Consider the following 13,472-nt stretch of genomic DNA (forward strand, 5'->3'; position numbering starts at 1 on the left):
AAAGTTCCTCAACAACCTTCAGTTATATCGGATGCGATATACTATTCTTTATAAAGTAATATCGGATGCGATATTTCAAGGACTTGAGCTGTTATGAAAGAGATGTCATGTCATGAAATTCCGGATCCTCAATCTATACCACGAGGACTCCTGAAGCATCTCATTCTGCATTTGCTCAAATCAGAGAATCTAACCGGGGCCGCAATTGGCCGCATACTCGAAGAAAAGAGTGATCATGAGTGGAAGCCAAGCCCGGGTTCGATATATCCTGCACTTTCCAGCCTTGAAGAACATGGTCTCATAGAGAAAATGGATAAGCGAGGCAGAAGAAAGCCATACGCTATCACTGAAAAAGGACAGGAGTTTGTCGAGAAACTTGTTGAACGACACAAGATTATGTCGGAGAATATTCGGACTGGTTTCAAATTGTCTCTTTCTTTGATGAAACCTGAGAATCGACTGACTTTTCTGCTTCGTAGAATGGACCATATCATTGATGGTTTGTTACAGAACATCGACTCGCTATCAGAAGGCGATTTTGAGGACTATGCTACCAGGATAGAATCAATTCAGGAGAAATTCGACCGACTCACCAAAGAAATCAACCAAGAGGGTTATGAGTGACTACGCAAATTGAACCCCAACAACGACAATTCGACGATGCGACCGACTATATGTTCTCTGGACTCCGAAAACACCCTGGAGTAATTGCTGGCGCAACAATTCTGACGGTAATTTCTTCGGTTTTAGTCACCTTACCGATGACGATTGTCGGTCAAGCGATTGATGAGCTTACAGTAAATGGTTTCACAGCTACATTTGTGAACTACTGCTGGATTATCGTTGGTTTGGGTCTAGCCTACATGGTACTCTACTTTGTTGTCGGCTACTCATGGGCTAGAGTTACATTGGCGTGGGAACGAGATGCAAGACAAGATTTCTTTGATATGCTTCAGGAGAACAGCATGACGTTTCATGATGAAATCGATAGCAAAAGACTTCTTTCTGTTGCGATGCAGGACATCAACTGGGTCCGCATGTCGCTTAATCCCGCCCTTAGAAACATCGTGTTTGGGATTTCTTCATTCTTGGTCACCACCTTCTTGGTGTTCCGCGTTGATCGAAGCTTCACACTCTTCTCCCTGTTTGGATTCCCCGCACATGGTCTTACGCTTATTATGATTGTGGGTTTTCCACTTTACTTGGCATTTGCCTACCGGTACGCTAATAATGTTGAGCCGGTGCGCCGCAAGCGCGCAGAGAAGATGGAAGACCTTACGTCTTCGTCACAGGAGGTATTCAGGGGCATAGAAGTAGTTCGTTCATTCGGGAAGGAGGACTGGGAAGCAGAGAAATTCGAGGAAGAAACAACTGAATACGAGCACTTGGTAGCTCGCGAAGGTCGTCTTGCAGCGTTCTACATTCCGTCTCTTATCCTAACCGGCATGACCACTCTTGCATTCATCTATGGTGGATTTGCGGTACTTTCCGGTATCCTTTCGATTGGCAATCTTACTCAAGTTATCGGACTACTTGTCAGCTTACAAGGATTCAACTTCATGTTACCTCGAATGTTACTTGCTCTTCGAGGGGGTTATGTCAACGCAGGTCGGATTGTAAATTTGATTAATTGGGAAGATCCTATGATTGAGTCCGAGGAGTCTTCTGAGGATATCGACTGGAATGGGGATATCGTTTTCGATGATGTCTCATTTTCCTATAATGCTAACAACTCCAACGGGAGTGCGATGGCGCTGAAGAAGTTGAGTATCCAAATTCCCCGAGAGTCGAGAGTGGCAATCATTGGCGGACCGGGCGGTGGAAAGAGCACGATCCTCAAACTCATTCTTCGGCTCTACGATCCAACTCAAGGAACTGTGCGGATCGGCGGAGTTGACTTGAGCAATATTCGGACTGCTGATGTTAGAGACCACGTAGGACTAGTTGAACAAGATATCTTCCTCTTCAGAATGACCGTGAAAGAGAATATTGCTTTTGGACGACCAGAAGCTACCGACGAGGAAATCATTCAAGCAGCCAAACGAGCTCAGGCACACGAATTCATTGAGAAACTACCAAAAGGTTATGATTCAATGGTTGGAGAAAAAGGGATGACGCTCAGTGGAGGGCAGCGCCAAAGACTTGCTATTGCAAGGGCCATCATTCAAGACCCACAGATTTTGCTTCTAGATGATTCTGCTAGTGCTATCGATGCACAGACGGAATTCCAACTCCGACAGGCTCTGGATGAGGTTATGAAAGGGCGCACCAGTATTACTGTGACTCAGCGTCTACGGACTCTTCTGGAATCTGATATGGTTATTATTGTAGACAAAGGTGAGCTAGTAGCAGCCGGCTGCCACGATGAATTGCTGAGAACATCCGAGCATTACCGAAAGATATTCGAACGACTTCCAGGTGCTGAGCAATTTCTGACTGCGGCAGCTAAGCAAGGAGGTGTTGCCTGATGGGTATGAGACGGCGGGGACACAGCTTGGAAAAACAAGAGCGGAGTCGTCCTGCTCGTTTGCTTCTTAGACGCCTATTTGGCTACCTTGGAAACTTCAAGCGTGAACTAGCTTTAGGGGCAACATTCTCACTCCTCGGAACTATTGTGGGTGTTTTCGACATCCCAGTACTGTCTCAGGGGTTGGATGCTGTTTTCTCTGCAGCAGGTGGCTGGGAACCACTAATCATACTGATTGGTTTGTATGTAGTTCTCAAAGTAATTGCATGGGTACTCAACGGCGGGAAGCTTTGGTTTCTTGCGGGTGCTCAAGCTGGCTTGACACAGAATGTACAATCCGATGTCTATGACCGTTTAGTTAATGCTGATTTGTCTTATCACACCTCTCAGCAAAGCGGTGACGTTACTTCGCGTGTAACTTCGGATGTTGATCAGTTGTCCACAGGTGTGCAGGTTATCATCGATTTTGCGAGTAACATTCTCATGATGATTGCATCCTTCTTGATTGTATGGTCAATTTCTCAGACCTTGGCGCTTACAACTCTTGTAGTTGTTCCTGGCGTTCTGTTTATTGCTGCCCTTTTTGGAACCGTGGGCAAGCGAATCATGCTTGATGCACGCAGAGCATATGGTCGAGTATCGGGCCAGATTGCTGAGAATCTAGCGGGAGTACATGTTGCAAAGGCCTTCAACAGAGAGGATGAGCTATCAGAGAAAATGTCAGAGTTGAATCAAGAAGCCTACAACTACGGTTTCAAATTTATGATGCTTATGAGTGCCATGCAACCCCTTATGCGTTCCATTGGACAATTCGCCATAGCAGCCGTTCTTTTTGTCGGTGGCAGTTTCGCTACAGGAACAGCTTCTGCTCTTACTGTTGGCGAGTTATTTGTTGGAATCACCATGACAAACCGTTTCATGTGGCCACTGCTTGCCTTGGCAATGTACGCAACACAAGTTCAATCGTCTTTGGCTGCTATGGATCGAATTTCGGACGTGACGGAAAGGGAACCTTCTATCACTGATTCACCTGAATCCGAGCCACTATACGAGCAGAATGACGGAATAGAATTCCGAAATGTGGATTTCTCTTATGTTGATGACGAACTTGTACTGAAGGATGTAAGCTTTCAGGTTAAACCAGGTGAGACTGTAGCGGTTGTAGGACATACGGGTGCAGGTAAGACTACCGTTGCTGCGTTGATTAACCGCTTCTACGATCCTGATTCTGGCAAGATTCTCATTGGCGACCAGGATCTCCAAGACATAAGCCTAGATTCCCTCCATGATGAGATATCGCTCATTCCTCAGGAGCCTTACCTCTTTGATGGCTCAGTAATAGAGAACATAAGATATGGAAAGCCTTCAGCAACTGAAGAAGAAATTTTCGAGTTGTGCAAGCTTATTGGAGCGGACGAATTCATTGTTTCACTACCGGATGGCTACCATACAGAAATGATTCAGGGTGGCAAGAACGTTAGTTCGGGTCAGAAGCAGATGATAACTATTGCAAGAACCATGCTGGCTGATCCAAAGATTCTCATTCTTGACGAAGCCACTAGCCGTTTGGACGCGTATAGCGAGTCTCTAGTGCAGGATGCACAGGCTAAGCTGTTCTCTGGCAGAACCACGGTGGTTATCGCACATCGTCTAACAACTATTGCGAATGCTTCCAGGATTCTTGTCTTCGAAGATGGTGAAATCGTCGAGCGGGGGACGCACGAGGAGTTACTCGAACTTGGAGGTGTCTTCAAGAGATTGTATGATACATATTATGCTCATCAGGGCATCGAAGAATTATCGGAGAGTATCGCAAGCACAGCTGCTGAAGAGGTCTCGAGTTGCTCAGAGAAGGTAAGAGCTGCGGTTGCAGAATCAGGGGGAGCTAATCCTGGCGCCGGTAGAGATGGGAAGTAGAAACCCTAGAGATTGTCTATCATTGCAAAAGCTAGCAGAAGTGCGGATCCAAGGAGAGAATATCCCAGTATTCCTGTAACTGGATTTACCAGCAAGACCGTGAGTGTACTAGAACCCGACTGCATTCCGAAATGGACGGCAGCGAAACATGTACCTACGAATATGAGAAGCAAGGGCCTAATGAATTGTCCTCTTCGGAAAATCCAGGAAATATATCCGAGTGTAAGAATAAGAAGAGCGCTCATAGCAAACAGCGGATAAGCTGCGACTATGGATGTAAGACCCGTGTTTACCCCCATCCCAAATAAGAGCAAAATACCCGGTATGGGACATAGAATGGAACATAATATCAGTATGTACTTGAGAGTAGGGTTTGAAAGGAATCCTAATACTTCGTTCGACTGCCGAAGATAGCTAATTACGCTTCCTACCCAAGGCAAAATACCGACAGCTGCTACTGTATAGTATACAGCTTTCCCAATTTCGGTGGGTGCGCTATCTTGTACTACCAGAAACACTGCTTCGGATATCCCAAGTATGCAGAGGGCAAAAGCGCATGAGGTGTTCATGATGCTGTATCGATCTCCGAAAGCTATGCCTCCTCTCACGAACTCTGTGATACTTATCGCTCCTATGACAAGCGGTGTTGCAACGAGTAGAATCCTTCCAATGGTTGAAAGAATCTGGATGGAATTCGTCCAGAACAGGAAGATTGATGCACCTGAGGCCGCGATTCCATACAAAAGTGGGACTAAGGCAAAATACATTTGTTCTGATGGTTTGTTGATTTCACCATTTTCCAAACTACCTCCTCTCCTTGTGCTATTTGAATTTCTTTTGCTAGCTTGTTACAACAAGCTGATTCCATGATATGTTATTTACTAATCGCGGAAACCGTTTCTGTGTTTCGGTTTTTGTTTTCTCAACTATTCGGTTTGCAATTGACTCGCCAGTATAGACACTCGTACGCTTTGCTATGCAATGCAGCAAATTCCCAAAGCCTTCACTGATTGTATCTGCTGATACTTCTCGTTTCACAACAGCTGCATTCAGTTGATTTTTGATTTCGACATCAGCTTGGTTTTCAAGATAGACGAGTCGCAACCAAGGATAGGTTTGGATGAGGTGTCTTTGCGATTTTCTGAAAAGAGCTGCAGCTGCCTTGTGACCGATGAGTTTTGCGCAGCTCAAAAGAACCGTCTCGAGCACATTCTTATAGAGAACAAGAATACTCTGAACTTCTGGTACTGGTTCCACTGCGTGCTTTTCGGCAAGCATGGCAATCTCTTCAAGAAAACGTTTCATATCTTTGGTTTTTACTCTCTCAGCTGCTATAGCTAATGAGGTCTCACCATCTAGTTCACCTAGTGCTTTCATAGTTTCCTCTGATACACCCTCGATTTGGTGGGATTGTTGGTGAAGGAATGTTGTCTGGTAGATATCATCAGGCGTCACGGGATGTGTGACTTCTATTGCCTTGTCCCAGTAGGCTTTCGAAGCGAGATCGATGGCTAAGCTCATGGGGACTTCAAGAAAATCTGCTGCGTCTCGGACTGAGCATCGTTTAGGAATGAGATTGAGGAAAGACCTGACTTCCGCTTTTCCTGTATAAAGCTCCCAGTTGCGTTTAACCTGTAGTATGCTATCTTCTTGAATCCTGTCGCGTATGAATTCCTCCAGAACTACTTTCTCGAATCTGCTGTATACGGCTAGGTCCATGTCTACCCAACGCAGGATGTTGAATTGCTCTTCGAACTTCTGCACTACTCTTCTGAGTTTTTCTCTCAACTGAGCACTTTCCCTGTCGACTGAAAGAGCCCCCAACACCCAATCTCCAAACTCGATTACTATTCGATGGTCTGTTCCTTCGAAGGCTCTAGCTCTTGATCTGACATTTCCTGTGGCCTCGTCCAAAAAGGAGGTCATTGCAGAGAGAAATGATGAAATGAGGTCAGGATCGAAAATTGGCTCCTTGAAGTCCTTGTGGTACATGCATATGCCTGTTTCTCGTTTTATGATGTATAACGAGTTGACGTTCATGTTCCAACTCCCTTATCTGTAGTGTTCAGCATTCTCTGGATTCTGGAGAGCGAAGGGTCAAGAAACCAAACCAATTCTTTAGTGCGTTTATGTGGCGGTGGTTGAATCTAACTCTCTTTCCTCATAGGATTCTCGTTTTTATCGTTTTTAAACGATATTTGTTCTTATTCTGAGCGTGTGTTCATTCAAATAGTGCTATAAGTGGAAATCTAGGCTTTGGGCTTATGTCCTCTGATGAAATTGTAACTGAGTGTCCTGCGTGCAAGAAAGAAAGCATGACAGTTAAGTCAATGGTGTATCCTATCCCATATTTTAACGAATTGATCATTTTTGTGATGAAATGCTCTGAATGTAAATTCACCCAAAAGGACATTTTCTCTGTGGAACAACGCCCTCCGGTGCGCTGGGAACTGTTGGTTGACGATGTTGATTTGCTGAAAACACGTGTCATTCGGTCCGGTTCGGGAACCATGAGATTGCCTGATTTTGGTATAGATGTTGAACCAGGACCAGCCGCAGAAGCCTTCATCTCAAACGTAGAGGGGGTAGTTCAGAGGATGCATGACGTTACAGGTATCGCAATGCGAAGTGCTGATACCGAAGAGCAACAAGAGCGCGGGAAAGAAATTATGGAAAAATTGAAAGAAGCTATGGAAGGAAATCTCGCCTTCACGTTGGTTATTGAGGACCCAGCAGGTGTAAGCGCCATTCTTCCTGATGACATGAGCAAAGTCAATCGCACTGAGCTTTCTGAGGAAGAAGCTTCTGAGCTTCGGGGTGCGCCCTTCTGGCTGGACAACATCAGGGACGAATACGCAAAGGTTGTTGAAACGCACGGTTCAGCGACATGAGCTCATCTTGGACTTCCCAGAGGTCAGACCGGTCTTCTGAAAACCACGCCGTGATGACTCTCGGAACGGCACGCCCACCGGCCTGCTCGTAGTTCCAGAGATTGCGAAGAATACGTTCCCGGTGCTGAGGTGGATCTAAAGCGCTAACAGACCCGTGCATGATGGCACCGATTCGGGCAAAACGGCAATGGACAGGATTGTCGGCTTCCACCAGGAACCGTGTCAGGATGACGGTCTCCTTGTCGAACGTGTCGCAGAACTCTGCAACCCTCACAGCAAGCAGCCAGTCAAGAGAAGGGTCGCCCATGACCCCGTTCCTGACGTAGTCCCACTCCAAGCGCTCTAAGTCCTTTGTTAGCAGCTGTTCGTTGAAGCGGTTAGGAATCGGCACCCAGTGCCTGATGTGATACCGTGTCATCGATTCGGCCAGGTAACAGTGGCTGTAGCGCCACCGGCCCCCATAGACCGCTGTGAACAGATAACCACGTACGCTAGTAGGAAGTGCCCCAATCTTAGTAATATTCCCGCGGCCATGCACTTTCTTTTTTGAAATCAAGTGTGATTTTTGTTCCTGAATAGACAGATTTCCCTGCGAATGAATATACTCCAAAGCTTATCGTGTTTGGGCTTCGCTTTTGTATCAGGGTTCAGGAGGGTGTGTTTTTCGTACTCACATGGGCGACAGAAGAGAATCAGTTTAGAATTGCCGAATAGCTATAGGATTGAAATTGAGCGAAACAAGTGTCGCACAGCCAACAACATTGGTGGACCGGACGAGAATCGAACTCGTGTCCTTCTGGATGCAAACCAGACGATCTACCGCTGATCTACCGGCCCACTATTGGGTTGAGCGACGCCTTAAGATACGTCTTCTGTCGTACAGAGTCTTTTCCATCAGCATTGGCTTAAAAGTATTAGTCTAGCGGGTTTGTACCAAGAATAGCATATAAAGCATAATCCTGGGCAATTCGACAATTTCGAGCGTAGAAGAAATTTGGAATCTTCAGCTAATCAACCAATAAATTGCTCAGATGGACTTTCAAAGTCTTTGTGCATCCCGGCCATGAAAACCGAAATGCTGATGACAGACAGTTCCTAGTAGCTAGACCACAGGAGGGTACGTCCTACCTATGCCGAAAGAACCAACCAAGGGAACTGTTCAAACGATTACGAAACGATATGGGAACCAAAACCCCACCAGTTCCAGGGAAGAGGGAACCTGGCATCAAATCCACCAGCTTCCCGGCCTCAATATGGACTCAACAACTTTGGAATTCATTATCATACCAACGCAATCTCAGCTCATGACCCTGTGCGAGTATCTTCTATGGGAGAGAATATATGATGAGTGAAGATGCAGGCTCAGATGACCTCAGCGAGTTCATGGCCCCAAGGAAATCTGAGGAGGAAAATCCGTACGTACTCAGAGTCATGACTGGAAAGGCGATTATTGTCGATCTTGACTGGTATCCCGAAATGCACGAAGACTATGAAGAACTGGAAGAGCTAGAGGAAGAACAGGCGCTCTGGCAGATGTTCGTCTTCAAGTGCATGGACGAGATTAAGTTTCTTGATGCTGATGCACAGTACGAGGAGCTGACCTGGAGTGAGAATTTGATTGACTGCTCCTTGCTTCTCGTACCCACTGCCATCCACAGGATTCAGGGACCAATCGGGCTGTACCCACGATTCTGGGGCTACATATGCAAACAAACCCCGGGAGACCCCTCAGTTACTGCCTTGAAGGCAACGATATCATTACCTGCAGATCTCTCAGGGATCGTAGAGAAAAGCCCAGATATCACGTTCGGATATACTGCAAATCCTCTGAATGATAAGAAGGTGCTCATGCTCTCTACGACGTACTGGGGGCTTAAGGAATTCGAGAAAGCTGGTGAGGAACGGCACGCACATAAGTTCGGGGCGACTGAGGTCCTCATGGGGCACCGCTCGGAGGAGTGCCCTCATTAATCTCCCCATTTCCCATACCGCTCTCGAATAATCCTGATACGGGCTGTATGACCGGGATGATGCTTCTTCATAGATATCCCCCTGTGCTTTGCTGACAATTCTCGCATGATTTCGCTTTCGCTGAAAACGAGTCTGTCAAAATCTGTTTGACCCGGGTCAAATTTCAGTACGATTCGCCGTCCTTTCAGTACTACTTCTAGGGTATCGATGAGCTCTCCCACTTGCTTATCTGTCAGTCCTTCTCTAATGCCAATGTTCTTGCCACCCAAGAGCCGCCAGCTACTTGGAGACAGCTCCACGGCCCAACAGGCATCATGATCTAGATTCGGGTCTTTGGCAAGGGGACATAGCGCCTTATTGTGATAGATGGTGATTTGCTCTGGTTGCAGGTCTTCCACAGCATCATCGATGAGGGGGGAGAGCGACGGTCTCAGGGCCCTTGAGGTGCTCACCATGTAGCTTTCTAGGAATCCATACTCTTCTCCGAAGTCAATGTCTGGTTCTATCCGAGAATAATCATGGAGCGTGTTCCATGTCAGGTGGAGTTTCCCTATCCGCAATGGCCTTCCCGCTGTCCATGGCCACCTGAGCAACCTCAGAACATCAACGGTATTTTTGAGTAGGAGTGTCTGAAGGGATGTTTCGCCTTCACTGTCTAAGAACTTGACCGCACAACGTTCACCATACTTACGCAGCTGCACCTTCACCGATTGTACCTGCACGAGCTTCTCGGACAAGTCGCGAATAGTGCTCCGGAAACTAGTCTCGAAACCTGAAGGAAACGGAATGTCTGGGACCGAAACACCTTCTGGGGGCTTCCTTGGGTTGATGCCAAAACCTTGCAGAGTGATGTCAGCTGAGCTCCGACGCAGGACATAGTCACACGTACCCACGAATGTCCCACCCGAAGGACCGCCAGTCTGCCTCCAGATCCACCACTCGGGGCTCTTCTCTGCATTCGAATTCGGGTTCCTCTTCCTTCTGAGAATATATGTCTCCACGTCCTTGAAGCGATGGAATCGTTTTGCAGCTTGACGTACCAAGTCTAGTCGCTGGACATCCCAGTCAAACCCTTCCTTGGTCTCACGAGTCGGGAATAACCCGAATGCGATTCCCGCTGCCGTACTCGGATCCAGTACAGCACGCCACTCATACTCTTCTCCATATGATGATAGGATCATTACGAAGCGGATATGGGCAATCTCTACCTGGTCTTGTGTTGGGCATGGTTTCTGCTGGAGCCGCCAAGGTTTGGTTTTCAATTTCTGTGGTTCATGGTATATCCGTGGATAATTGATGACACCGACATACAACGGCTGAAAGGCCTTGCCTCCTCCAGCGCCGTCAGGTCGGATTCGCACGCGTTCAAGCAGGGAAGGCGCACTGTCTGGAGGAGTCCCCAGTACGGACCGTTCAAAGGTGGTTACGTCCCGGGGAATCGAGTATTCTGAAAGCATTTGTTCGTACTCTTGAAGAATACACTGGAATCCGTGCTTGGCGTCCATCTTCTGGGTCGGGTGCAGGTCAACGAGCCAGGGGATTAAAGAGAGCCCAAGGGTTTCCATCCGGGCCCTGACCGAGGCATCAGGCACCACCTCGGCAAAGCTATTTCTATGGGAGACTTCTCCCATGTCCCTGTTATCGAATCTTTTCGACCACTCCATAAGCAGGGGAACGAGGGTTGATTCTATTGAGAAGCCTGTCTTCCGCTGCCTGACTATGACTCTAATATCGTCATACATCGGTGTTTTTGTGGGATAAGGCAAGAACCACTCCCCGGGAAGGACTTCATCCCGCGGGGCCACAGGCAGGTTCCAGATAATCTCGTTGACAATACCTCGCAGGGGAGACGAGTCATAGAACGGGAGCAGTGAGCGTTTGGAATAAGGGGTTGACATTTCTGCTGCTGGTACAGGTGAGTCAAACCAGAAGATGGTGGCTGAGTCCGAAGTTGGGAGCTGTGAAAGTATGATTCTGAGGAGTGGATTCAGTCGCCATCGGTAGGGCCCCGGTGTTGCGTATCGGATTGTATCCATCCCGGAGACTACGATCAAGCAGTTTTCTTGCGGGAGCGATTCCAATCGTTTTCCTACCGCTTCAGCGGTACCATTGCGGAAGATGAACGAATCAATCTCGTCAAAAAGCCCCCTGAACGAAATCATATCAACAAGTTCCTGGACATCCTGCCGGTGGGTCCGCCGAGTGTCTTCTTCATCGGTTGAGTAGGGTCGGAGCAACAACCGGGCTTCACGAAGCTCCGGTTCTATGAAATCGCTGGCTAGGTCTATCCAAACAATCTTATCGTACTGGTGTTCTTCAGCTATTTGCTTGATTTCCTGTAGCCCATGATAGTGCTTCGCATGCCAGGCCGCTGATATACCAGAAGAGGTTGGTGATGCTGCTGATGTATAGAGCAGGAATCTCCTTCCGTCAGATTGTGCCAGCGCTAATGGATCGTATGAGGGTCGCCATGATGGTCTTATTGGCGGTTCGGTAGGGTCCACCGGCTGTTCTCTTTTATTCATGATGAGAGCAATCCGGGGCTTGTGTCCACGGACCTTTGGCTCAAGCACGAGCCTGCCGCCACTAGGAGGGTTCTTTACCACTTCTTCGTAGGCATTGATGATCAATCCACGGAGCATGTCTCGAAGCAGCCTGATATCCTCGGTCACGTCAACAAGTATTGTTCCCGTGAAGATGGCGGGCTCCTCCGCACATCCAGTCAATTCCTTGTATGTATCCCAAACTGCAGCTGTATAGGTGTCAATCTGTTTTTGTGTCCCTTCGTCCGGCATGGCCTGAATGAATGCTTCCCATTCCTCGTCATCCAGCGGCCTTCGACCGAAGCGGTAGTCTATAACCCGTTTGTATCTCTTTTTCTCTTCCTCTTGCTTTCTGAACGCATACTCAGGCGGGAGGGTACGCTCCACAAATGTGCGTTTTATGTCCACTTCAGAGTGGATGTCTTTGATACCTAGTGTTATACTAGGTCCCAGTTTTGTTTTCAAATCCAGTACCATAACCGGTCGGTAATGGGCTTGATTTCCCTGCTCAGATACTACCCGCCGCAAGAGGATCACATCCGCTTTTCCTTTACCTTTCTCTGTATCGAGAGGGGTCTCAAAACACACGAGATACCCGTCACTCCTTCCGTACGAATCACCCCGTGTAATCGCGTCACGGAGTGACCAGGGGCTGGTCAATTGACTGAACACAAACTCATGGACGCGTGACCCGGTCGTACTGGCCTTCTCCTCGAGGCGGGAATGGAGCCTAGCCATATCGTCCTCGCGGAACAGCGACTCATCTTCGACTAGTAACTCAAACTCTTCAATCGACTCATGAGTGATTCCCTTAGAGTATACCTCCTCAATCCAAGCGCGACAGATATCCGTGGACAGGGTCGGTTTCCTCTCCGTCTTGGACTCTGTGACCGTTTTTGGTGCTCCTTGACGGGTTTCATAGTGATACTCAACGTCTTCTTTCAGTTCCCTGAGTATGCTATCGGTTCCTCCTCTGAATCCGTTCTTTCCGATAAGGCATTCGGAGTATAAATAATCTAGATAGGGGCGGGCTCGTAGCTGGTAGAGGTTCCAGTAGCGGCCGGCGTCCCTTGGAGGTATATCGTAGATGAAGGCGTAGCCTGCGAAATAGTCGAGGTGGTGCCTGATTGAGTCGACTAGGTCAAGCGACGGAAGATCCGGATGGACGAGTGGAGTGCGAGGACCGTAGGAATCCGGAGGATATCCTGCTACACGGTATTTCTTCCTTTTTTCTCCGACTATCCGAGTTTTATAGCCAAACAGTTCAGGGTCGGGGAAGAGGTACCGGGTCATACCGAAATTGCGGAGCTGGGCACCGAGGACATTGAACCGCTGATTCAGCGGCCCAACTTTCGCGTGGGGGTTCCTGATACGTTTTACTTCTACATTTCCGTATGCTGCCGTGTTTTCCATGACCATCTTTAGGAGGTTCTTCCGGATGATCGACTCTGCTTTGAGGACGTACTTGTGGTCTCCTTCATCGTTTTCGACGGTCTGATAATAGACATCCTTTGCGGCTACCAAACTGTCACGCGAACTTCGATAGAGGTTCTCAGTATTTTTATTCTGGATGTTTCGCTGCAATTCAACAGCAGCAGAGAGACCTCTGCGTACCGCGAGTGAGACCACCTTGTTTGGGTGTTTAGGCATGACCTTTGGGGGTCGTCCACGACTTCTTGGCAA

The 13,472-nt window shown here is 47.8% G+C and carries 9 protein-coding genes and 1 tRNA gene; 5 read left to right on the top strand and 5 right to left on the bottom strand.

Annotation, left to right across the window (positions count from 1 at the left end):
* Window positions 1-93: 93 nt before the first annotated feature.
* From GF309_09615 to GF309_09625, 3 genes are read left to right on the top strand one after another with little or no spacing between them, the layout of a single operon-like run.
* A complete protein-coding gene (locus GF309_09615) occupies window positions 94-624 on the top strand; it encodes a hypothetical protein (GenBank protein MBD3159033.1) in 531 nt (176 codons plus the stop codon).
* Window positions 621-2,468 carry an ATP-binding cassette domain-containing protein gene (locus GF309_09620; protein ID MBD3159034.1) on the top strand — a complete coding sequence of 616 codons (1,848 nt, stop codon included), beginning with the start codon at window positions 621-623 and terminating at the stop codon, window positions 2,466-2,468. Before GF309_09615 ends, GF309_09620 begins: the two co-directional genes overlap by 4 nt.
* Window positions 2,468-4,384 (top strand): ATP-binding cassette domain-containing protein, encoded by a 1,917-nt coding sequence (locus tag GF309_09625; protein MBD3159035.1) that lies wholly within the window; start codon window positions 2,468-2,470, stop codon window positions 4,382-4,384. Before GF309_09620 ends, GF309_09625 begins: the two co-directional genes overlap by 1 nt.
* Window positions 4,385-4,389: 5 nt before the next feature.
* Here the strand turns inward: GF309_09625 and GF309_09630 are convergent, their stop codons facing one another.
* Complete coding sequence (locus GF309_09630; protein MBD3159036.1) at window positions 4,390-5,187, bottom strand: hypothetical protein; 798 nt, start codon at window positions 5,185-5,187, stop codon at window positions 4,390-4,392.
* A gap of 37 nt (window positions 5,188-5,224) precedes the next feature.
* The gene (locus GF309_09635; protein MBD3159037.1) at window positions 5,225-6,424 is read right to left on the bottom strand and encodes a hypothetical protein; all 1,200 of its coding nucleotides are present in this window, start codon (window positions 6,422-6,424) and stop codon (window positions 5,225-5,227) included.
* Between the two features lie 224 nt (window positions 6,425-6,648).
* On the opposite strand from GF309_09635, the gene GF309_09640 reads away from it, so the two are divergent.
* A complete protein-coding gene (locus GF309_09640) occupies window positions 6,649-7,275 on the top strand; it encodes a ZPR1 zinc finger domain-containing protein (protein ID MBD3159038.1) in 627 nt (208 codons plus the stop codon).
* Here the strand turns inward: GF309_09640 and GF309_09645 are convergent.
* A complete protein-coding gene (locus GF309_09645) occupies window positions 7,226-7,885 on the bottom strand; it encodes a hypothetical protein (protein ID MBD3159039.1) in 660 nt (219 codons plus the stop codon). The two genes, GF309_09640 and GF309_09645, sit on opposite strands and share 50 nt — an antisense overlap.
* 152 nt (window positions 7,886-8,037) lie before the next feature.
* Window positions 8,038-8,112 (bottom strand) — tRNA-Ala (locus GF309_09650).
* A 507-nt stretch (window positions 8,113-8,619) separates the two neighbouring features.
* Here GF309_09650 and GF309_09655 point away from each other — a divergent pair.
* A complete protein-coding gene (locus GF309_09655) occupies window positions 8,620-9,246 on the top strand; it encodes a hypothetical protein (protein ID MBD3159040.1) in 627 nt (208 codons plus the stop codon).
* Here GF309_09655 and GF309_09660 read toward each other — a convergent pair.
* Window positions 9,243-13,472 carry a hypothetical protein gene (locus tag GF309_09660; GenBank protein MBD3159041.1) on the bottom strand — a complete coding sequence of 1,410 codons (4,230 nt, stop codon included), beginning with the start codon at window positions 13,470-13,472 and terminating at the stop codon, window positions 9,243-9,245. The genes GF309_09655 and GF309_09660 overlap by 4 nt on opposite strands.

This window comes from Candidatus Lokiarchaeota archaeon, assembly GCA_014730275.1.
In the GTDB taxonomy this organism is placed as follows: Archaea; Asgardarchaeota; Thorarchaeia; order Thorarchaeales; family Thorarchaeaceae; genus WJIL01.

What these genes read in the sequence shown, in the direction of transcription:
- GF309_09615 (MBD3159033.1), top strand. Translation starts at nt 94, where the DNA reads ATGAAAGAGATGTCATGTCATGAAATTCCGGATCCTCAATCTATACCA.
- GF309_09625 (MBD3159035.1), top strand. Translation starts at nt 2,468, where the DNA reads ATGGGTATGAGACGGCGGGGACACAGCTTGGAAAAACAAGAGCGGAGT.
- GF309_09635 (MBD3159037.1), bottom strand. Translation starts at nt 6,424, where the DNA reads ATGAACGTCAACTCGTTATACATCATAAAACGAGAAACAGGCATATGC.
- GF309_09640 (MBD3159038.1), top strand. Translation starts at nt 6,649, where the DNA reads ATGTCCTCTGATGAAATTGTAACTGAGTGTCCTGCGTGCAAGAAAGAA.
- GF309_09655 (MBD3159040.1), top strand. Translation starts at nt 8,620, where the DNA reads ATGAGTGAAGATGCAGGCTCAGATGACCTCAGCGAGTTCATGGCCCCA.